The sequence below is a fragment of the Sphaerisporangium fuscum genome (assembly GCF_018531465.1).
In the GTDB taxonomy this organism is placed as follows: domain Bacteria; phylum Actinomycetota; class Actinomycetes; order Streptosporangiales; family Streptosporangiaceae; genus Sphaerisporangium; species Sphaerisporangium fuscum.
Genome location: NZ_JAHDTF010000013.1, coordinates 13,132 through 35,186, shown reverse-complemented (window position 1 = coordinate 35,186; position 22,055 = coordinate 13,132). Strand labels below are relative to the sequence as shown.

At 70.9% G+C, this 22,055-nt stretch carries 14 protein-coding genes; 11 read left to right on the top strand and 3 right to left on the bottom strand.

All coding sequences use genetic code 11. The annotated features are described in order from the left end of the window. Window position 1: 1 nt before the first annotated feature. From KIK05_RS16675 to KIK05_RS16655, 5 genes are all read left to right on the top strand, one after another. A complete protein-coding gene (locus KIK05_RS16675) occupies window positions 2-1,732 on the top strand; it encodes a glycoside hydrolase family 36 protein (RefSeq protein WP_214411643.1) in 1,731 nt (576 codons plus the stop codon). A 3-nt stretch (window positions 1,733-1,735) separates the two neighbouring features. Further along, the gene (locus tag KIK05_RS16670) at window positions 1,736-2,761 is read left to right on the top strand and encodes a LacI family DNA-binding transcriptional regulator (RefSeq protein ID WP_214411642.1); all 1,026 of its coding nucleotides are present in this window, start codon (window positions 1,736-1,738) and stop codon (window positions 2,759-2,761) included. A 47-nt stretch (window positions 2,762-2,808) separates the two neighbouring features. After that, window positions 2,809-4,110 carry a glycosyl hydrolase family 65 domain-containing protein gene (locus KIK05_RS16665; protein WP_214411641.1) on the top strand — a complete coding sequence of 434 codons (1,302 nt, stop codon included), beginning with the start codon at window positions 2,809-2,811 and terminating at the stop codon, window positions 4,108-4,110. 51 nt (window positions 4,111-4,161) lie between these two features. Continuing rightward, window positions 4,162-6,129, top strand: coding sequence for a threonine--tRNA ligase (gene thrS / locus KIK05_RS16660; RefSeq protein WP_214411640.1), 1,968 nt, complete (start codon window positions 4,162-4,164; stop codon window positions 6,127-6,129). A gap of 121 nt (window positions 6,130-6,250) precedes the next feature. Further along, on the top strand, window positions 6,251-6,796 hold the full coding sequence (locus tag KIK05_RS16655) for an HIT family protein (RefSeq protein ID WP_308249955.1): 546 nt from the start codon (window positions 6,251-6,253) through the stop codon (window positions 6,794-6,796). A gap of 94 nt (window positions 6,797-6,890) precedes the next feature. Here KIK05_RS16655 and KIK05_RS16650 read toward each other — a convergent pair whose 3' ends face one another. Beyond that, window positions 6,891-10,268, bottom strand: coding sequence for a galactose-binding domain-containing protein (locus tag KIK05_RS16650; protein WP_250562932.1), 3,378 nt, complete (start codon window positions 10,266-10,268; stop codon window positions 6,891-6,893). A gap of 205 nt (window positions 10,269-10,473) precedes the next feature. Between KIK05_RS16650 and KIK05_RS16645 the strand changes: the two genes are divergently transcribed. From KIK05_RS16645 to KIK05_RS16625, 5 genes are all read left to right on the top strand, one after another. Next, complete coding sequence (locus KIK05_RS16645) at window positions 10,474-11,577, top strand: LacI family DNA-binding transcriptional regulator (RefSeq protein ID WP_308249954.1); 1,104 nt, start codon at window positions 10,474-10,476, stop codon at window positions 11,575-11,577. A 320-nt stretch (window positions 11,578-11,897) separates the two neighbouring features. After that, window positions 11,898-13,283 (top strand): extracellular solute-binding protein, encoded by a 1,386-nt coding sequence (locus KIK05_RS16640; RefSeq protein WP_214411638.1) that lies wholly within the window; start codon window positions 11,898-11,900, stop codon window positions 13,281-13,283. Between the two features lie 66 nt (window positions 13,284-13,349). Further along, complete coding sequence (locus KIK05_RS16635; protein WP_214411637.1) at window positions 13,350-14,264, top strand: carbohydrate ABC transporter permease; 915 nt, start codon at window positions 13,350-13,352, stop codon at window positions 14,262-14,264. A 10-nt stretch (window positions 14,265-14,274) separates the two neighbouring features. Continuing rightward, window positions 14,275-15,246, top strand: coding sequence for a carbohydrate ABC transporter permease (locus KIK05_RS16630; protein ID WP_214411636.1), 972 nt, complete (start codon window positions 14,275-14,277; stop codon window positions 15,244-15,246). A 34-nt stretch (window positions 15,247-15,280) separates the two neighbouring features. Continuing rightward, complete coding sequence (locus tag KIK05_RS16625) at window positions 15,281-16,813, top strand: glycoside hydrolase family 13 protein (protein ID WP_214411635.1); 1,533 nt, start codon at window positions 15,281-15,283, stop codon at window positions 16,811-16,813. A 36-nt stretch (window positions 16,814-16,849) separates the two neighbouring features. On the opposite strand, the gene KIK05_RS16620 is transcribed toward KIK05_RS16625, so the two are convergent. Beyond that, a complete protein-coding gene (locus KIK05_RS16620; protein ID WP_214411634.1) occupies window positions 16,850-18,994 on the bottom strand; it encodes a hypothetical protein in 2,145 nt (714 codons plus the stop codon). A gap of 371 nt (window positions 18,995-19,365) precedes the next feature. Here KIK05_RS16620 and KIK05_RS16615 point away from each other — a divergent pair, with 371 nt between their 5' ends. Beyond that, window positions 19,366-20,112 (top strand): CTP synthase C-terminal region-related (seleno)protein, encoded by a 747-nt coding sequence (locus KIK05_RS16615; protein ID WP_214411633.1) that lies wholly within the window; start codon window positions 19,366-19,368, stop codon window positions 20,110-20,112. Here KIK05_RS16615 and KIK05_RS16610 read toward each other — a convergent pair. Then, on the bottom strand, window positions 20,105-21,748 hold the full coding sequence (locus KIK05_RS16610; RefSeq protein ID WP_214411632.1) for a glycoside hydrolase family 10-like protein: 1,644 nt from the start codon (window positions 21,746-21,748) through the stop codon (window positions 20,105-20,107). The two genes, KIK05_RS16615 and KIK05_RS16610, sit on opposite strands and share 8 nt — an antisense overlap. Between the last annotated feature and the right edge of the window lie 307 nt (window positions 21,749-22,055).

Below are 22,055 nucleotides of genomic sequence, written 5' to 3'. Positions count from 1 at the left end.
CATGCAGATCTGGCAGCCGCACGCGCTGGCCGAGACGGTCACGGTGCGCGTCGGGGGCGTCGAGGTGGCGGTCGACGGCGGCTCGGACGTCACGGTCACCCAGGTGGGAGACCGGGCCTGGGTGATCGACGCGCCCGGCGCCACCGCGGCGCAGTGGCGCCTGCCGTGCGTCGCGACCGCCGCGTTCTGGACGCCGCACAGCGGCACCGTCTGGGTGCCGCCCATCTGGAACCTGCCGGCCACCTCCCGGCTGACCAGCGGCTCGCCGGTGGCGTCCCTGGTCGGGTCCGGCGGCGTCAACGTGTGCACGGTGGCCCTGGCCGAGGTCCACGACCAGGTGTCCATCACCGGAGGCGTGATCGAGGAGACCGGCGAGTTCGCCCTCACCGTCCGGGGCCGGGCGCCGCGCCTCCGCATCGACCTGTCCGACCGGCACTTCGCCGCGGCGCTGGGCGACGTCGCCGCGTGGTGGGAGGAGACGGCACGGCCGCCCGCCACTCCGCGCCAGGCGCGGCTGCCGGTGTACTCGACGTGGTACGGCATGCACCAGGAGGTCGGCGAGGAGCCGGTCGAGACGCAGGCGCGGCTGGCGAAGGAGCTGGGCTGCGACACGATCATCGTGGACGACGGCTGGCAGACGGCCGACCGGTCACGGGGGTACGCCTTCTGCGGCGACTGGGAGCCGAACCCGGCGGCGTTCCCCGACATGGCGGCACACGTGGCGCGGGTGCGCGACCTCGGCATGGCCTACCTGCTGTGGTACGCGATCCCGTTCATCGGTAAGGACAACGCGGCGTTCGAGCGGTTCGAGGGCAGGTTCCTGCGCTACCTCGACCACATGGACGCCGCGGTGCTCGACCCGCGCCACCCCGAGGTCCGCGCGTTCCTCCTCGACCGGCTGTCCCAGGCGGTGGAGACATGGGGGACGGACGGCCTGAAGATCGACTTCGTGGACCAGTTCGCCACCCCCGGCGGCGACCCCGCCCCGGGTCCCGGCGCCGACTGCCAGGAGGTGGACGAGGGCGTCCGGCGGCTGCTCCACGAGCTGGACCTGCGGCTGCGCCGTACCCGGCCGGGTCTCCTGGTGGAGTACCGGCAGCCGTACACCAGCCCCGGCCTGTGGCCGTACGGGAACATGATCCGCGCCACGGACTGCCCGCTGAGCCCGCAGGAGAACCGGCAGCGCACGATCGACCTGCGCCTGATCTCGGGACCGCGCGCCGTGCACGCCGACATGATCATGTGGCATCCCTCCGAGCCGGACGAGCAGGTCGCCGTGCACCTGATCAACGCGCTGTTCTCGGTGCCGCAGATCTCGGTCGACCTGTCCGCGCAGACGCCGGGGCGGCTGGCGGTGATCAGGTTCTGGCTGGGGATCTTCCGGGACCACCTGGAGACGCTGCAACTGGGCACCCTGCGGCCCGAACAGCCCGAGCACGGATACCCGCTCGTGCGGGCCTACGATGAGCAGACCATGGTCATCGCCCGCTACGCGTCGCTGCCGGTCGACGTCCCAGCCGAGGGCTGGACGGAACTGCTGGTCGCCAACGCCGCCCCCGACTCCCGGGTCGTCCTGCTCGGCGAGACGGAACGGCACGCCGAGGCGACCGTGCACGACTGCCGCGGCACCCTGCTGTCCACGACCGGGCTCCACCTGCCGGCCGGGGCCCAGGTGGTCACGGTCCCGACGGGCGGGCTGCTGCGGCTGCGCCGCCGCACCGGGGAGGGCTGACCGGTGGCGGCGCACCGGCCCCGCGGGGTCAGCATCGAGGACGTCGCCCGCGCGGCCGGTGTGTCCCGCCAGACGGTCTCCAACGCGCTCAACGCCCCGCACCGGCTGCGGGCCGAGACCCTGGAGCGGGTGACGGCGCTCATCGAGGAGATGGGCTACCGCCCCGACCAGTCGGCCCGCAGCCTGCGCTCCGGCACCCGGCGGGTCATCGCCTACACCACCCCGGAGACCGACCCGGCCAACCCCAACGCCCTGATGAGCGGCTTCCTGGAGGCCCTGGTCACGGCGTCCGGCGAGGCCGGCTACCGCATCCTGCTGGTACGGCCCCGCGCCGGCCAGGGACAGGCGCAGGCGCTGGAGGAGGTCATCGCCGCCCGCATCGCCGACGCCTTCCTGCTGTCCGACGTGCTCCGCGACGACCCCCGGGTCGACTACCTCGCCCGGGAGCGCTTCCCCTTCGTGGTGTTCGGCCGCACGGCACCGGGAGTGCCGCAGGCCTGGGTGGACGTCGACTCGGTCCAGGCGATGATCGACCTGGTCGGCCTGCTCGCCGCGCGCGGGCACCGGCGGCTGGCGTTCCTCGGCATGTCCGCCGACATCCCGTGGCTGACGCACCGCATGGAGGGCTTCCGCGCCGGAGTGCGGCGCCACCGCCTGACCGGCCGGGAAGCCGTCGTCGACGACCCGGAACAGGTGATGGCCGTGGCCCAGGGCCTGCTGAGCCGCCGGCCGCGCCCCACGGCGCTGGTCATGGTCGACGACTGGCTGGCCCCCGGCGTCTACGCCGCGGCCCAGGCGGAGGGCCTGACCATCGGCGAGGACCTCGCCGTCACCGGGTTCAACGACATGCCCTACACCACCCTGCTCCAGCCGCCGCTCACGACGGTGCGGCTCCCGCTGCGGCGCATCGCCGACGCCCTGGTCAGCCGCCTCCTGCAGATCGTCGAGGACGGCGCCGCCCCCGAGGCCGGCCTGCTGATCCCGGCCGAGCCGGTCCTGCGGCAGAGCGTGCCCCCCGCGCGCGCCTGACCGGTCCCGCGGCCCGGCGGGCGCCACGCCTACCGATTGGAACGTCCATGGAGATCAGTTCGTCATGCCCCGAGGTCGTCGAGATGTTCGAGTGGGCCACGCGGCGGGCGCTGCGCTGGGCCCACCCGGGCGGGACCCGGGGCCCGGTCGACGCCGACGAGACCCGCCCGGAGGGCACGGGAGAAGGGGTCTACCTGCCGTCCTACTGGGCCGGGTACGCCCACCGCAGCGGCTTCTACTCCCGCGACTTCGTCCACCAGCTCCCCGCCGCCCACCTGCTCGGCCTCGACGAGGCCAACCTGACGATGCTCAAGTGCTTCGCCGCCTCGGCGACGAAGGACCACGGCTACCACCCCGTCTGGGCGTTCAACTTCGACGGGTCGTACCTGTCCCTCGACTACCGGGGGCCGGACGACTTCGTCAGGGAGGTCCCGGCCGTCTTCGAGCTGGTCGAGGCCGCCGAGGCCGCCTACCGGTGGACGGGCGACCGCTCCTACGTCGAGGACCCCGTCCTGTGGGCGTTCTACCGCCACGCCACCGGCGAGTTCGTCGAGCTCCACGGCGGGGGCGGCCCCGTGGCCCGGGGGACCGGCGGGGGCATCTTCCAGGGCACCGCCACCTACAACGAGCTGGACGGCGAACCCCTGGCCGAAGCCGGGGACGGCATCGCGGCCCAGTACCGCGCCTACCTGGCCATGGCCGCGCTCGCGCGGGCCCGCGGCGAGGACGGCGAACCGTACAACCGGGCGGCCCGGCGGCTGCGCGACCACTTCGCCCGCTTCTGGGGCGGGTACGGCGCCGGGCAGATCCGGGGGTACACCACCGGCGGCGACCCGGTCACCGGGTGGGGACAGGAGAACAGCTTCTTCATGCCGCTCAAGGGCATCATGCCCGCCGGCCCCCGCAACGAGGCGTACCTGGACTACGTCGACGCGCAGGCCTCCGGCCCCGGCAGGCCCCCGAACATCGAGGCGCTCACCTACCTCCCCGACCTCTTCTTCCGGAACGGCCGCCCCGCGACCGCCTGGAAGTGGATGCGCGAGATCTTCGCCGCGCGCGACCTGCCGCACGTCGCCGGAGGCCGCAACGGCGACTATCCGGAGGTCGCCTTCACCCTGGTCGGCCAGGTCGTCGAGGGGCTGCTCGGCGTCCGTCCCGACGCCCCCTCCGGCGAGGTGACCGTGGAACCCGCGCTGCCGCCCGGCATCGACCGGCTGGAGGTCTCCGGCATACCGGTCGGCGGGCGCCGGATCGCCGTGCGGCACGATCGCGGCACCACCACCGTCACCGATCCCGGCCCCGGCGTCCCGCTCCGGGTGACGGCGATATTCGCCGACGGTTCCCGGTAGCATCGGGCAGGACAGCGAAGAAACCGAATCCACCAGATCCTTGGAGCAATCGTGTCTGCCGCCCTCGAAATACGCATCACCCTCGCCGGAGCCGAGCGTGTGGTGGCGGGCGGCACGACGGCGGGTGAGGCGCTCGAGGCGGACGGCCGCACGGTGATCGCCGCCAGGATCAACGGCGAGCTGCGCGACCTCGCGGCCGCGGTCGCCGACGGCGACGTCGTCGAGCCGGTCGCGATCGACAGCGAGGAGGGCCGGGCCATCCTGCGCCACTCCACCGCCCACGTGATGGCGCAGGCCGTCCAGGAGATCTTCCCCGAGGCCAGGCTCGGCATCGGCCCGCCGGTCGAGAACGGCTTCTACTACGACTTCGACGTCAAGGATCCCTTCACCCCCGACGACCTCAAGCGCGTCGAGAAGCGCATGCGCGAGATCGTCAAGCAGGGGCAGCTGTTCCAGCGGCGCCCGGTCTCCGACGACGACGCCCGCGAGGAGCTCGCCGCCGAGCCGTACAAGCTGGAGCTCATCGGGCTCAAGGGCGGCGCCGCCGACGAGGAGAGCGTCGAGGTGGGCGGTGGCCAGCTCACCATCTACGACAACCTCGACCCCAAGTCGGGCGAGCTGTGCTGGAAGGACCTCTGCCGGGGTCCCCACCTGCCCTCGACCCGCGTGATCCCCGCGTTCAAGCTGATGCGCTCCGGCGGCGCCTACTGGCGGGGCAGCGAGAAGAACCCCCAGCTCCAGCGCATCTACGGCACCGCCTGGGAGTCCCGCGAGAAGCAGGACGAGTACCTCCACATGCTGGAGGAGGCCGAGAAGCGCGACCACCGCAAGCTGGGCGCCGAGCTCGACCTGTTCTCCTTCCCCGACGAGCTCGGCTCGGGCCTGCCGGTCTTCCACCCCAAGGGCGGCGTGATCCGCAAGCTGATGGAGGACTACTCCCGCAAGCGGCACGAGGAGGCGGGGTACTCCTTCGTCAACACCCCGCACATCACCAAGGAGAACCTCTACAAGATCTCCGGCCACCTCGACTGGTACGCCGACGGCATGTTCCCGCCCATGGAGCTCGAGGGCGCCCGCTACTACCTCAAGCCCATGAACTGCCCGATGCACAACCTGATCTTCAGGGCGCGCGGGCGGTCCTACCGCGAGCTGCCGCTGCGGCTGTTCGAGTTCGGCACGGTGTACCGCTACGAGAAGTCCGGCGTGGTCCACGGCCTGACCCGCGTCCGCGGCCTCACCCAGGACGACGCGCACATCTACTGCACCCGCGAGCAGATGCGCGACGAGCTGACCTCGCTGCTGCGCTTCGTGCTCGACCTGCTGCGCGACTACGGCCTCAACGACTTCTACCTGGAGCTGTCCACCAAGGACCCGGTGAAGTTCGTCGGCACCGACGAGGACTGGGAGGAGGCCACCCAGACGCTGCGCGAGGTCGCCGAGTCCGAGAACCTCGAGCTGGTGCTCGACCCCGGCGGCGCGGCGTTCTACGGCCCGAAGATCTCGGTGCAGGCGCGCGACGCCATCGGCCGCTCCTGGCAGATGTCCACCATCCAGCTCGACTTCAACCTGCCGCAGCGCTTCGAGCTCGAATACCAGGCCTCCGACGGCGCCAGGCAGCGGCCCGTCATGATCCACCGGGCGCTGTTCGGGTCGATCGAGCGGTTCTTCGGCGTCCTGGTCGAGCACTACGCCGGCGCGTTCCCTCCGTGGCTCGCGCCCGTGCAGGTGGTCGGCATCCCGATCGGCGAGACCCACGTGCCCTACCTCGCCGACGTCGCCAAGAGGCTGCGTGAGCGAGGCATCCGGGTGGAGGTCGACGCCTCCTCCGACCGCATGCAGAAGAAGATCCGTAACGCGCAGAAGTCCAAGGTGCCGTTCATGCTGCTGGCGGGCGACGACGACATCGCGGCCGGCGCGGTGTCGTTCCGCTACCGCAGCGGCGAGCAGAAGAACGGCGTCCCGGTCGACGAGGCCATCGCCGAGATCGTCGACGCCGTCGAGCGGCGCGTCCAGGTCTGAGGGGCGGCGCCCCGGCCCGTGCGTGGAGGCCGGTTCCCGTGAGGCGCGGGGACCGGCCTTCCCCCGTCTGGGGCGGTGCCCGGGGGGCGGGAAGCACGCGGCCCGTCCTATGCTGCAAGGCATGCAGGAGTCGATTGAGCAGCCCGGTGCCGGAGAGCCAGACAACTTCCAGCGTCTATGGACCCCGCATCGCATGGCGTACATCAAGGGGGAGAACAAGCCGACGGGGTCGGGCCCGGGTGACGGGTGCCCGTTCTGCGAGATCCCCAAGATGAGCGATCAGGACGGGCTGATCGTGGCCCGGGGCTCCTCGGTCTTCGCCGTGCTCAACCTGTACCCGTACAACTCCGGCCACCTGATGGTCTGCCCGTACCGTCACGTCGCCGACTACACCGACCTGGACGAGGCCGAGACGGTGGAGCTGGCCGACTTCACCAAGCGCGCGATCGTGTCGCTGCGCAAGGCGAGCGGCGCGCAGGGGTTCAACGTCGGCATGAACCTCGGCCACGTCGCCGGGGCGGGCATCGCCGCGCACCTGCACCAGCACATCGTGCCCCGCTGGGGAGGCGACACCAACTTCATGCCGGTGGTGGGCCACACCAAGGTGCTGCCGCAGCTGCTGCAGGACACCCGCGAGCTCCTCGCGGACGCCTGGCCCGCCTCCTGACGTCAGCACCCCGGTGGCGTGGGGTGCCCACGCCACCGGGGTGCGAGCGGCCGTGCCCGGCGAGGGGCGTCCTCCACCCGCCGGGCACGACGTCCTAGTTGCGGTTGATGGTGAAGGTCGTGGTGGTGTTCTTGATGTCCTGGTAGTTGTTGGTCAGGGTCAGGTTGGTGAAGGTCGCCGAGCCGACGGCCGGTCCCTGGCCCTGTTCGGGCATCTCGTTCACCCAGATCCCGAAGCCGGACTTGGCGTCGAAGGCGTCACCGCTCCTGCGGGCGCCCGAGATGGTGACGTTGGTGAGAACGGTGTCCGTGATCGGGTTCTCCGGCTGGTTGCTGCTGTACTTCGTCTGGAACATGATCCCGGAGTAGGTCGGGTCGACGATGTCCACGTCGCTGATCCGGATGCCGCGGAACTCCTTGGAGGCCGAGAAGAGCCACATGCCCGGGAAGGTCTGCTGGCCCCAGAAGTGGCCGCCGGACCTGACGATCGAGATGTTCTCGAACCTCGTCGGCGTGGTGCCGAAGCCCCGGAAGGGGTAGCCGAAGTCGAGCGAGCTGATCGTCACCCCCGAGTAGGTGAGCGTGTCGGCGATGTAGATGTTGCGGAACACGTTGTCGTACCCGCCGTAGACCGCGATGCCGGCGGCCCGCCAGGGGGTCATGACCGAGAGGTTCTCGAAGACGTTCCCGGTCACGTCGCCCTGGGCGATGTCGACCGCGTTGAACAGGGCGAACGAGTCGTCCCCGGTCGAGCGCGCCTCGACGTTGCGCACGGTGTTGTTCCTGCTGTTGTTGGTGAAGTTGATGCCGTCGGCGAACAGGTCGCGGATGCGGCTGTCGGTCACCGTCACGTTGCTGACGTTCGTCGCCCACACCATGCACATCTGGTGCTCGATCCAGAGGTCGTCGATGGTGATGTTGCGGACGCCGGTCAGGTTGAACACCTTGCCGGGGCCGTCGTTGCGCTGGGTGTAGTTGCCGAAGACCGCGAACCCGGAGAAGGACGAGCCGTTGGCGCTGGAGTTCACCTCGAAGCCGATGTCGGTGTTCTCCTGGCCGGACGGGGCGTAGAACCTGGTGTACCAGGGACCGGCGCCGACGACCTTGACGGCCTTGCCGTAGACGTTGAACTTCGAGGAGACCTGGTAGTCACCCGCGGGCAGGTAGACGCCGGTCCACCCGGCCTCCATCCGGGCCTTGTCGAGGGCCGCCGCGACGTCCTGCTGGCCGAAGCCGGCCGGTACGACGTACTTGGCGGGGTCGGGGTTGGCGACCGGGGCCACCTGCTCGGTGTCGACGAAGTCGATCGCGTAGGTGCTGGAGTTGGCGGCGTCCTTCTGCAGCCTGATCTTCGTGCCGGCCGGGTAGCTCTGGTTGAGCATGAGGTTGGCCTCGTCGTAGATGTGCCGCGGGGAGCCGTTTCCGGGCGAGTTGTTGGGGCTCGCCTCCGCGCCGTACAGCCACATGTACTTGGAGGTCAGGTTGAGCGTCTTGTGGAACTGGCCGTTGACGTAGACGTTCACCGTGGAGGTGATGCCGCCGCCGCCCGGCGCGTCGGGGATCGAGAAGCGGGTGACCAGGGTGTTGGTGGCGGCCTTGGTGGTGAACTCCACGTAGGCGCCGGTACCGTTCAGCGTGACCGCCCTGCGGCCCGAGGCCTCGCCGGCCAGGGTGCCGATGTCGCGGCTGGGGCCGACGACCGCCGCGCCGCCGCCGGTGACGGCGTCCTCGGCCTCGTAGTGGTCGTACGGCATGTTGGCGCCGCGGCCGACGAACAGTGACTGGTCGAGGGTGTTGTTGGCCCGCTTGACGGGCAGTTCGTTGCCGTCGTCGGCGACCACGGCCCGCACGGTGTATCGGCCGTTGGCGGCGGTCCAGGTGCCGAGGCTGACGGGGGAGGTGGTGGCGCCGGCGGCGATGGCGCCGTTGTAGGTGCCGGTCAGTGTCTTGACGGTGCCGCCGCTGTCGTTCAGCACCGTCAGGGTGATGGCGTGGGCGCCGCTCGCGGAGGCCACGTTGCCCTGGTTCCTGAGCGCGACGGTGAAGGTGACGTTCGCGCCGCCGGCCGGGTTGCCGGGGCTCCAGGCGGGCACGGGGACGAGGTCGGAGCTGTCCACCGGCCGGACGGTCAGGGAGCCGGGGGCGGTGAAGGAGTTGTTGGACTCGTTCCGCTCGACGACGGTGCCGGCCTCGTCGGCCTTGGCGGTGACCTGGTAGGTGCCGGCGGCGCGCGGCCCGATGTTCGCCGACACGGTGGCCGACGCCCCGGCCGCCAGCGCGCCGACGTCGGCGGTGCCGACCTTGGTGTCACCCAGGTACAGGCCGACCTTGCTGGCGGCGGAGCCGGCGTTGCCCTGGTTCTTCACCGTCGCCGACAGGGTGATCGCGTCGGTCTCGACGGGGGAGGCGGGCGTCCAGGACGCGGCGGTGACGACGAGGTCGGGGTTCGGGGCGGCGGTGCCGAACACCTGGAACTCGGCCACCTGGCCGCCGGGCGCGCCGGTGTTGGAGTTGAACTTCAGCCGCATGTCGGCGACCGAGGCGAAGACGGGGATGTTCACGCTGTTGCCGGTGGCCGGGTCGAAGGTGTAGTCGGCGGCCGGCTTCAGGGTGGTGTACGACGAGGAGCTCTGCTCGCGGCCCTGGATCTCGATGTTCTGGGTGCGGGTGCCCCAGGCGCCGGAGGGGTTCAGCTTGAGCGTGACCTGGGAGGTGGCGACGTTCGCGCCCAGCTTCACCGTCAGGGTGTTGGGGAACGCCCCGGAGTTGGCCTCCCAGTAGGTGTTGAGGTCGCCGTCGACGGCGTTGGCGGCGGCGAAGGTGTACACGTGGCCGGATTCGGCGACCTCCTTGCCGAGGGCGAGGTTGGTCCCGGGATCAGGTCCCGAACCGGGGTCGTCGCCGTACACCTCCAGTTCGGAGACCTGGCCGGCGGGCCACCCGGTGTTGGCCGTGATGTTCACCCGGACGTAGCGGGTGCTCGTGGCGGTGAAGTCGACGGTGACGGTGTTGGCCACGCCCGGGTCGAACACCCGCCCGGCGGAGCCGGAGAGCGTCGAGAAGGTGGATCCGTCGGTGCTTCCCTGGATGGACAGGGTCTGTGTGCGCCGCTCCCAGCCGGTGGGCAGTTTCAGCACGACCCGGCCGACGCCGGTGGCGGTGGAGCCGAGGTCGACCTGGATCCACTGGGGGAAGGAGTTGTTGGCGCTCTCCCAGTAGCTGGCCTGGTTGCCGTCGGTGGCGTTGGAGGCCGGGTAGCCGTTGTTGGTGCTGCCGGCGGTGACCGGTCTGCCGGCCGCGAGGTTGACGGTGCCGACGGCGGCGGCCGTGGCGCGCTTGGCGGTGCCCGTCGTTCCGCCCGGGGCGGGGGCGGGGCCGGAGGCGGAGGCGGGTGCGGCCGTCAGTCCCGTGACGGCCAGCATGGTCGCGAGCGTCACGGAGAGCAGCCGTAACGCCATCTGCGTTGGTCTCATCGCGGTCCCATCTGTGGGGGGAGGAGAGGGAGCTCGAGGTGCCCACACCTTAAGATGACGACCAGATGTCTGCAATGTTTCGATGACTCTATGAAAGATAACGACTCTGTCACGCCGGTTGTCCGGGCGGGACGTGAGGCGTCCTCGACACGGTCGCCGTCCGGCTCTGCAAACACTTGCGGGACTTTGACAATATGCTTGCAACGTGACAGAGAACCTGGCGGCCACCGGCCGTTCCACCACACGGCGGCTCGCCGAGGTCGCCAAGAAGGTCGGCGTGAGCGAAGCCACCGTCAGCCGCGTGCTGAACGGCAAGCCCGGGGTTTCCGAGGCCACCCGGGCCGCGGTGCTGACCGCCCTCGACGTCCTCGGATACGAGCGCCCCACACAGCTGCGCGGCGAGCGGGCACGCCTGGTCGGGCTGGTGCTGCCCGAGCTGGCCAACCCGATCTTCCCCGCGCTGGCCGAGGTCGTCGGCGGCGCCCTGGCCCAGCGCGGCTTCACCCCCGTCCTGTGCACCCGCACCGCCGGCGGGCTCTCGGAGTCCGACTACATCGAGATGCTGCTGGAGCAGCAGGTCTCCGGCGTGGTGTTCGCCGGCGGCCACTACGCCGAGGACGACGCGCCGCACGACCACTACCACCGGCTGCTCGAACTGCGGCTGCCCGTGGTCCTGGTGAACGCCGCGACCGAGGGGCTGAACTTCCCGCGGGTGTCCACCGACGACGAGGTCGCGGTGGAGCAGGCCTTCGGCCACCTGCTGTCGCTCGGCCACGAGCGCGTCGGCATGGTCCTCGGCCCCGCCGACCACGTGCCGTCCAACCGCAAGCTGGAGGCCTTCCGGGCCGAGGCGGCCCGGGCCGGGCTGACGGTCGAGCCCTGGGCGGTCGAGCGCAGCCTGTTCGCGCTCGAGGGGGGGCAGGCGGTGACGACCAGGCTCGTCAAGAAGGGGGTGACCGCCATCATCTGCGCCAGCGACGTGCTGGCCCTGGGGGCGATCCGGGCGGTGCGGCGGCTGGGCCTGGCGGTGCCCGAGGACGTCTCGGTGGTCGGCTTCGACGACTCGGCGTTCATGAACTGCACCCACCCGCCGCTGACCACCGTGCGCCAGCCGCTGGAGGCCATCGGCCGCACCGCCGTGACTTTACTGGTCAACCAGATCGACGGCGCGGCGGTCACGGCGGAGGAGCTGCTGTTCGAGCCCGAGCTCGTCGTCCGCGGCTCGACGGGCCCGGTCCGCGCGCGCGGGCTCTCGGGCGAGCAGGTTCCCGGCGAGGACCTTGCCGAGCGGTCCCCGGTGGGCGGCTGATCAGTGCTTTCCGGAGCGGCCGCTCCCGGGCGGCCCGCTCCCGGGCGGCTTCCGGTCCCCGGGAGCCGCCGCTGAGCTCACGGCTGGGCGCCTGTTGAGCCGGCGCGCTTCCCTCGTCACTCGGAAGCACCGCCTCTTTCTTCCGCCCGCGCGCTCACGGTGCTCGCCGCGCCCTCGTACGGCACGCGTCACCCTGCCGACGATCCTCTGTCACTTTTTTGCATCATCCTCGTCGATCTCTTGCTGTGCTCTGTCCTGGTTTATATGTTCCTTGCGCGTCGCTCGGCGAAACGGCCGCGAAACCTGGCCAGGAGGAGCAAATGAAATCCCGGAAGATGATGATCCTGCTCAGCGCAGGACTCGCGCTCGCCGCCGCCGGCTGCGGCGCGGACGCTGATAAGACCCCCGATGCCAAGGGCTCGCAGGGCACGGCCGCTCCCGCCGGTGACGGGCCGGTCTCGATCACGGTGAACTGCGAGCCGCCCAGGACCAACAAGGTGGAGCGCGCCACCTTCGAAGAGGACCTGGCGGCGTTCCAGAAGCTCAACCCGAACATCACGATCAGCAAGGCGACCGACGCCTTCCCCTGCTACGACCCGCGCACCTTCGAGGCCAAGCTCGCGGGCGGCCAGCTGGAGACGGTGTTCTACGTCAACTTCCCCAACGTCGAGCGCCTCATCGCCAGCGGCCAGGCGGCCGACATCACGCCCTACCTCGACACGATCAAGACCTACGGCGACTACAACAGCGCCGTCGACATCTTCAAGAAGGACGGCAAGGTCTACGGCCTGCCGACCGACGGCTACGGCATGGGCCTGGTCTACAACAAGGACGTCTTCACCAAGGCCGGGCTCGACCCGAACAACCCGCCCAAGACCTGGGCCGAGGTGCGCGAGGCCGCCAAGAAGATCTCCGCGCTCGGCGCCGGGTACGTCGGCTTCGGCGAGTACAGCGCCAACAACGTCGGCGGGTGGCACTTCACGGCGTCCCTGTACGGCCGGGGCGGCTCGGTGCTCACCCCCGACGGCAAGAAGGCCGCCTTCAACAGCCCCGAGGGCAAGGCCGTGCTGCAGAACCTGCACGACATGCGCTGGGTCGACAACAGCACCGGCTCCCGGCTCCACACCGAATGGGCCCAGCTGATGAAGGACATGGCCGGCGGCAAGATGGGCATGATGCTCGGCGCCCCCGACGTGCTGATCAGCCTGCGCAACGACTTCCAGGCCAAGTTCGAGAACTACGCCGTCGCCGCCCTGCCCGAGGCCAAGGCCCTGTTCAACGGCGGCGCCGGCTACATGATCAACCCGAAGGCCACCCCGGAGCAGATCAAGGCCGGCCTGAAGTGGATCGACTACAAGTTCCTCACCCCCGGTAAGGGCCAGTTCGACTACGCGCGGAACAAGGCGGCCAACATGACCGTCGGCCAGCCGTACCCCGACCTGTTCAAGCCGGACAGCCCCTCCGCGCAGGCCGTCACCGAGCTGCGCAAGGCCAACGCCAACATCGACACCTCGCAGTTCCAGCAGTGGGTGGACGGCTCCAAGGGCATCCCGCCGAAGGCCGAGCCCGGGCCGTACGCACAGGAGATCTACGCGGTCCTCGACACCCCGATGTCGGCGGTCCTGACCAGGCAGGACGCCAACATCGACCAGCTGCTCTCCGACGCCGAGGCGAAGGTCAACGCCCTGCTGGCCAAGAAGGGCTGAGCATCCCCCGGCCGGGGCGTGGCAGGCGCCCCGGCCGTTTCACCTTGAGATCGGAAGACGACACCGATGACCACAATGAGCGCGCGAAGGCCGGTCCGGTCCCCGAGCCGGCGGGGGCGCGGCATCAGGCGCAACATCACCGCCTACGGGTTCCTGTGCGGAGCGCTGATCTGCTTCGCCTTCTTCTCCTGGTATCCGATGATCCGGGAGATCATCCTCAGCTTCCAGCGGACCAATTTCGTCGACGCGCCGGTGTGGGTGGGGCTGGAGAACTTCGTCACGGTCGTCCAGGACCCGGCGTTCGGCCCCGCCTGGCGGAACACGGTGATGTTCACGGTGCTCGCGCTGATCTTCGGGTACGGCGTGCCGTTCGTCACCGCGATCGTGCTGAACGAGCTGCGGCACGCGCGGGCGTACCTCAGGTTCGTGGTCTACCTGCCGGTCATGCTGCCCCCGGCCGTCGGCGTCCTGCTGTTCCAGTGGTTCTACGACCCGGACGCGGGCCTGTTCAACCAGGTCCTCGGCTTTCTGCACCTGCCGACGCTGGACTGGCTGAACTCCTCCAGCACGGCGCTGTTCTCGCTGGTGATCGTGTCCACCTGGATGAACATGGGCAGCGGCACGCTGATCTACCTGGCCGCGCTGCAGACGATCCCGAGCGAGCTGTACGAGGCGGCGGAGCTGGACGGGGCGGGGATCCTCAAGCGGATCCGGCACATCACGATCCCGCAGACCAGGCTGATCCTGCTGGTGATGCTGCTGCTGCAGATCGTCGCCACCATGCAGGTCTTCATCGAGCCGTTCCTGCTCACCGGGGGCGGGCCGGAGAACTCGACGGTCAGCGTGGTCTACCTCATGTACCAGTACGCGTTCAATTTCGGCAACATCAACGGCGGCAACGCCCTCGGCGTGATGCTCATGATCGTTCTGATGATCTTCTCCGCCGTCTACCTGCGCGTCTCGCGCGACAACACCAAGTAGAGGGCCGCAGATGTCCAACCTCACCGTCGCCCCGAAGCGCTCCGCCGAGACGTCCGGGGCCCGGAGCGGCGCGCGCGGGAGGCGCCGCCCCCGCAAGCCGATCTCCAGCGAGTTCCGCACCGTCGTCTCGCCCCACCAGCTCAACACCCGGCACGGACGGGCCATCTACTGGACCGTGCTGGTCGTGGTGGTCGCCCTCTTCACCGCGGTGTTCGTCTTCCCGCTGTACTGGATGGTCACCGGGGCGATGAAGAGCACCGAGGAACTCGTCCAGATCCCGCCGACCTTTCTCCCCTCGCACTTCGGCTTCGAGGCCTTCGCCGAGGCGTGGGAGCTGATGGACCTCCAGCGGCTCCTGGGCAACACGGCCCTGTACGCCGGGGGAGCGTGGCTGTTCACGCTCACCTTCGACGTGGCCGCCGCCTACGCGCTGTCGAAGCTGCGGCCGGCCCTCGGCAAGGTCGTGCTGGCGCTGATGCTCGCCACACTGATGATCCCGCCGATGGTGATCATGCTTCCGGCGTACCTGACCGTGAAGGAACTGCCGCTGCTCGGCTGGGACCTGCTGAACACGCCCTGGGCGATCTGGCTGCCCGCCGCGGCCAACGGGTTCAACATCTTCCTGCTCAAGCGCTTCTTCGACTCCATCCCCAGGGAACTCCTGGAGGCGGCCGAGATCGACGGCGCCGGCCCCGGCCGCATCCTGTGGTCGGTGGTGGTGCCGGTCTCCCGTCCGATCCTCGGCGTGGTCTCCATCCTCACCGTGGTCAACGTCTGGCGGGACTTCGTCTGGCCGCTGCTCGTACTGCCGGACAGCGACAAGATGTCGATCAGCATCGGCATCGCCTCGCTCTCGCGGCAGATGCCGCAGAACGTGCTGATCGCCTCGCTGGTGATCGCCAGCATTCCGACGATCGTCGTCTTCTTCCTGTTCCAGCGGCACATCATGGCGGGCCTCACCGCCGGCAGCCTCAAGGGCTGACAACCTCTATCGACGGCAAGGAGTAGTGTCCAGGATGCCCGAAACGTGGTGGCGGGGAGCCGCGATCTACCAGGTCTACCTGCGGAGCTTCGCCGACGGCAACGGCGACGGCACCGGAGATCTGGCCGGACTCCGTGCGCGCCTGCCCTACCTGGCGGACCTCGGGATCGACGCCATCTGGCTCAATCCCTGGTATCCGTCGCCCATGGCGGACGGCGGGTACGACGTGGCCGACTACCGCGGCATCGACCCGGCCTTCGGCAGCCTCCACGAGGCGGAGAGGTTCATCGAGGAGGCCCACGAGCTCGGCATCCGGGTCATCATCGACGTGGTGCCGAACCACACCTCCGACCAGAGCGAATGGTTCCGGCAGGCACTCGCCGCCGGGCCGGGCTCCCCCGAGCGGCAGCGGTTCTGGTTCCGCGACGAGCCGGGCGACTGGAAGTCCATCTTCGGCGGCCCGGCGTGGACGCAGGTCCCCGACGGGCAGTGGTATCTGCACCTGTTCGCCCCCGAACAGCCCGACTTCAACTGGACCAACCCCGAGGTGCACGAGTACTTCCACGAAGTGCTGCGCTTCTGGTTCGACCGGGGCGTCGACGGCATCCGCATCGACTCGGCCGCCGTGCTGGTGAAGGACTTCGACGGCGGCGACCCCGACGGGTACACCGACCGGCCCGAGGTGCACGACATCTACCGGAGCTGGCGCCGGCTGTCGGAGGAGTACGACGACCGGATGTTCATCGGCGAGGTGTGGTTCCCCGACCAGGAGCGCTTCGCCCGCTACCTGCGCCCCGACGAGCTGCACACCGCCTTCAACTTCGACTTCCTGGCCTGCCCGTGGGACCCGGCGGCGCTGCGCCACTCGATCGAGCAGACGCTCGCGACCCACGCGCCGCTCGGCGCCCCGCCCACGTGGGTGCTGTCCAACCACGACGTCGCCCGCGTCGTCACCAGGTACGGCAGGGAGGACACCTCCTGGGACCACGGTGACCGCAGGGACGGCGTGCCGTCGGACCTGGAACTCGGCTACCGCCGGGCCCGCGCCGCCGCGCTGCTGGCGATGGCACTGCCGGGCGGCGTCTACATCTACCAGGGCGAGGAGCTCGGCCTGCCCGAGGTGGAGGACATCCCGGACGAGCTGCGCCAGGACCCGATGTGGCACCGCTCGGGCCACACCGTCCCCGGCCGGGACGGCTGCCGGGTGCCGATGCCGTGGTCGGGAGAGGATCCGCCGTTCGGCTTCGGCGGGCAGCCGACGTGGCTGCCCCAGCCGGAGGACTGGCGCAAGCTCACCGTCGAGGCCCAGTCCGGCGACCTCGGCTCGATGCTCAACCTCTACCGCACCGCTCTGCGTCTGCGCCGCGAGCGGCTCGGCGACGGTGCCCTCACCTGGCTCGACCTCGGGCCGCGGGTGCTGGCGTTCACCCGCGACTCCGGCCTGACCTGCGTCGTCAACCTCGGCGAGGAGCCGGTACGGCTGCCGGCGCACGAGGAGATCCTCCTCACCAGCGGCTCCGTCGACGGGCACGACCTCCCGCCGGACACCGCCGCCTGGCTCGTCTGAGCCGCCGGGCTCAGGCCCGGCAGGGCGGCCGCGCCTTCACGCCTCCGTCGCGAGGGGACGGAGCACGGGAGCCGTTCCCTCAGGGGAGCCGGGCGTGAGGGCGCGGATGCCCGCCGACAGCACCAGCGGCACGGCCAGGGCCAGGGCCATCGACAGCACCGCGGCCCCCGAGTCGTTCACCAGCATGCCGACCACGCCGCTGACCAGGGCGCCGATGAGGCCCGCGCGCAGCATCGGCGCCCGCTCGAACGCCACGGGCAGCACGCCCGCGCTCGCCGTTCCCGGGCGCAGCAGGGCGAAGACCAGGAACGCGAACGCCGCGATCACGATCGGCATGAGGTTCGGCGACAGCAGCGTGCTCAGCATCGCCCCGAGCTTGCGGTTGATCACCGGCCAGAAGGTGCCGTCGACCACCTGGCCGACGAACCGCCCGAGGTGGCTCTGGGAGGCCGTCGGGCGCAGGTAGTCGAGGTAGGCGATGCCCATGACCAGCACGCCGCCCGCCACGCAGAAGGCCCCCAGCTTCACGATCGACACGCGCTTGCCCGCCACCAGCAGGGCCGTGACCGCGATGCCGGGCACGAACGCGATCACGCCGCCGAAGTCGCTGCCCACCCCCGGCCAGCCGTCCAGCAGCATCGCGAAGCCGCCGAGGCCCGCCACCAGGGCGACCGCCACCTTGCGGTGACCGGCCCGGACCAGGCCGTCGGCGACCGCGGTGGTGAGCAGCAGCACCGAGGTGGCGAGGAGCGCGAAGGGGATGTTGCCGAGCCCGCTGTAGCGGGCGCCGACCACGCCGGTGTAGCCCATGAGGCTGTTGAACTGCAGTCGCGTGCCGGTCAGCAGGTCGGCGACCAGGACGGCCGCCGTCACGCCGGCGATCACCGTGGGCGGGCCGAGGACGGTGCCGCCCTCCGCGCGGCCCCGCAGGCGCGCCCACAGGGCCGGGACGGCGAAGGCCAGCGCGGTCAGCGCCGCCGCGCCGGCCACGACCCCTCCGAGCAGCGTGAGCACGGGCACGGGCGAGCGGTCCCAGGGGGTGAGGTTGACCAGGTAGGTGGAGACGGGCAGCGAGCCCAGGGCGAGCGCGGCCAGGCGTACCCCGCCGAGGGCGCGACGCCGGCGCAGCAGCAGGAACGCGATCACGTAGAACAGCACCTGGAGCACGGCGACGCTGGTGAAGAACACCCCGCCCAGGCCGCGGATCGTCTGCCCGGCGACGTCGGCGTGCCGCAGGGCCGTCACGCCGTCGGCCAGGGCGGTCGGGCGGCTCGCGTCCCACGTCACGCCGATGACCGTCGCCGGGACGGCCACGCCGGCCTGCTGGAGCAGCGTGGCGGTGACGTCGGGCAGGATCACCATGTCGTCGCGGTGGGTGGACATGGCGCCGAGGAAGCGGCCCGCCGTGCCCGGGGCCCGCCACATCGCGACCCGCAGGCGCGGGTCGGCGCCGTGGTCGGACAGGCCGGCGAGCGCGATCGCGGTGCCGGGCGCCAGCGCGGCGGTGACGGCGCCGACCTTGGCGTCGGCCGCCTTCACCGCGGCCCTGCGCTGCTCGGGGGAGAGCTTGTCGGGCGCCTCGGACAGCCGTTCGCCCTCGATGTAGGGACGGATGAGGTCGTCGACGTCGACCGCGACCACCCGGCAGGCCGACCAGTCGGCGACCTTGTCGGGGGAGGGGACGTACCGGTCGACGGTGCCGGTGCGGTCGGCCAGCGCGAGCGCCGCGCCGGGGCCGACGGCCATCGTGCACTGGCCGGCGGAGTGGACGGCGGTGCCGAGCGTGCCCGCGTACGTCGCGTCCCGCACCGTCCACAGCCAGTCGAAGTCGGGGATGAGCCCCTTGCCGTCCGGCCGCTGCTCGACGGCGGGCGGCGGGCCGCACTTGGAGCCGACGGCGGTGCGCACCCCGGCGGAGACGGTCAGCCATCCGTCGTAGGGGCAGGTCGTACGGCCGACGGTGCGCACCGAGAGCGAGCCGATCGCGCTCTGGCCGGCCAGCCGCCACAGGTTGGGCGTGCCGGCCGCGCTCACGTCGTCCCAGTGCAGGCCGGGCACACCGATCAGGGCGACCTGCCCGGCGGCGTTCGCCTCCCGCCTCAGCGGCGTGTCCGCCCATGCGGCGGCAGGGGCCGTCACCAGGCCCAACAGGATCACCAACGCGCCGAGCGCCCGCCTCACCGACGACCTCCCACAACCTTCTCCCGGCAAATCCTTGGCACCGTACGGGAAGGGCGGCCACGCGGTCCAGGAAATCACGTCGAACCCGTCCGGGAATTCGAGGTCGCCGGTGGCCGGCCGTGAACGTCCCCGAGACGTGGGCCCGCGCGCACCCTAGCAAGATCTAAAGCGGTGCGCCGACTCCGGACGGGACGCCCGGAGCGCTCCGCGGGGAGTACAGCCGACATCGTCGCACACCGGCGGCACCGGGGGTCCGCATTCCATCAGGATCGCTTATCGGCCGACCGGGAATCATCGTTGGCGCTCAAGGCCCTCGGCGGCCAAGGATGGTCATGCCGGTCGATCCCCTTCCCGCTGTCAGGAGCCTCGTCATGCCTTCCACCGCCTCGGCCTTCGCCGCCCGCCTCGCCCTGGTCGGCGACCGTTCCCCGCACGTGCGCGCCCACGGGCGCATCCCCGTCCTGCTGGACGCGCTGCGCGAGCGCGACCTGCTGGAGCTGGACGTGTACTGGATCCCCACCGAGGACGCCGGGCAGGACGGGGCGCTGGACGGGTTCGACGGCGTCTGGCTGGTGCCCGGCAGCCCGTACGCCAGCGAGGCGGGCGCCCTCGCCGCGGTACGGGCGGCGCGGGAGGGCCGGGTCCCGTTCCTCGGCACCTGCGCGGGCTTCCAGCACGCCCTGCTGGAGTACGCCCGCGACGTGTGCGGCATGCGGGGCGCCCTCCACGCCGAGAACGCCGCCCTGGACGACGACGCCGACGGCATGCTGATCATGCCGCTGGCCTGCTCGCTGGTCGGCCACGAGGCGCCGGTCCGCGTCACCGCCGGGTCGCTGGCCGAGAAGGTGCTCGGGGCCGACCGCAGGATGGAGCGCTACCACTGCTCCTACGGCCTCAACCAGTCCTACCTGGGCCTGCTGCGCGAGCACGGCATGTCGTTCACCGGGTTCGACGACGATGGCCAGGCGCGCATCGCGGAGCTGGCGGAGCACCCGTTCTTCCTGTGCACCCTGTTCCAGCCCGAACTGGCCGGCGACGGGGCGCGCCCGCACCCGATCGTGCGGGCCTTCGCCGCGGCGGCCGCCGCCCACGCCGCCGACCGGCTCGCCTCTAGGTGAGGGTCGCGACGGTGGCGGCGCTCTCGTTGCCGAGGCGGTCGAGGGCGGTGACCAGGTAGGTGCCGTCCGTGCGGGCGGCGTACGACTCGTCGGCGGCGCCGCTCGCGGGGACGACGGCGAGGAGGTTGCGGGCGTCCGCGGTCGCGCAGTCGCCGGGCTTGGCCTCCGCCACCCGGTACACCGCGTAGGAGCGGGCGCCGGGGGAGGCCTTCCACTGCAGCGTGCCCCCGGTGCGGCGCACGGCCTGCGGGGCGGCGGGGGCGGCGCCGCCGCGCTCCTTCATCAGCGGCGTCAGCGCCGGACGCGGATAGTGGTCCTTGACGATCGCGTCGAGCACGTGGAGCGGGTTCCTGCCGAGGTCGGCCGCGCTGAAGTAGACGTCCCCCCCGACCTCGGGATACTTGCGGCCGAGGGTCAGGTGGGACGGCAGCTCGCCCGCCTTGGTCCACGCCGCGTCGTCCTTGGTGCCGACCCGGTACAGCGCCTGGCCGATGTACAGGTGCACCCCGGTGCCCTTGACCTCGTTCGCCCACCAGGGCACGAGCTTGGCGTAGTCGGCGGCGGAGAACCCGCGCGGCCAGTAGAGCTGCGGCATGACGTAGTCGACCGAACGGGCCTTGATCCAGGCACGGGCGTCGGCGTAGATCGCGTCGTAGGCCGACAGGCCCTTGGTGTCGGAGCCGGACGGGTCGTCGGACTTGTTGCGCCAGATCCCGAACGGGCTGATGCCGAACTTGACGTACGGCTTGGTGGCGTGGACGGCCTCGCCCACCTCGGCGACGAGCTTGTTCACGTTGTCCCGGCGCCAGGCGGCCAGCGACATGCCCTTTCCGTACTTGGCGAAGGCGGCCTTGTCGGAGAACTTCGCGCCGTTGCCCGGATAGGGGTAGAAGTAGTCGTCGAAGTGCACGCCGTCGATGTCGTACCGCTGCACGACGTCGTCGATGACCTTGACGGTGTAGGCGCGGACCTCGGGCAGGCCGGGGTTGTAGTACAGCTTCCCCTGGTACTTCACCGTCCACCCGGGGTGCTGACGGGCCGGGTGGTTCTCGGGCAGCGCGTTCACGTCGTCCTTGTCGGCGGCGCGATAGGGATTGAACCACGCGTGGAACTCCAGGCCCCGCTTGTGCGCCTCGGCGATCAGGAAGGGGAGCGGCTCCCAGCCGGGGTCCTTCCCGGCGGTGCCGGTCAGCCACTGCGACCACGGCTCGTACGGCGAGCGGTAGATCGCGTCGGAGGCCGGGCGGACCTGCACGAAGACGGCGTTGAGGTGCCGCTTGACCGCGTTGTCGAGGATGCGCACGTATTCCGCCTGCTGCCGCGCGGGGTCCAGGCCGGTCTCGGAGGGCCAGTCGACGTTGTGCACGGTGGCGATCCACACGCCCCGGAGCTGGCGCTTGGGGTACTTGGGGTTCACCGCGCACACCGGCGAGGCCGACGCGGAGGCCGCCGTGGTGCGGTGGCTCGTCGCCTTGGGGGCGGGGGTACGGCGGCTCGTGGCGGCCGGCGTCGCGGGCTTGGTCTCGCTGTCCGCCTTCTCGGCCCGCACGCCACCCGGGCCGAACAGATAGGCGACGCCGGTGGTGACCGCCGCGATGGTGGTGGCGGCGAGCAGAGGCCGATGTCCGTTTCGCATGGGACACCAGTCTGGCATCGGCAAAGAACTGGTAAGGCCGGATGAAAGAAATCAGATCGTGATACCGCCATGACCCATGGAGCCGCAGTGAACGATGCGGCGAAGCCGCGGACGCCCGGGCGGCCCTCCAGGGAAGGGCGGAGAACCTCGGGGACCTGCGTCTCCGTACCCGGGCGGCTTCCGCGTCCGGCCGGCATGCCACGGGCCCGCCACGCCGGATGGTGACAAGTGTCTTACCCGAAGCTCCGCGGCGTCCGCCGTCCTGCACCGGGACAGCCTTCCGCCGGCGGCCCCCGAGGTCCCCGCC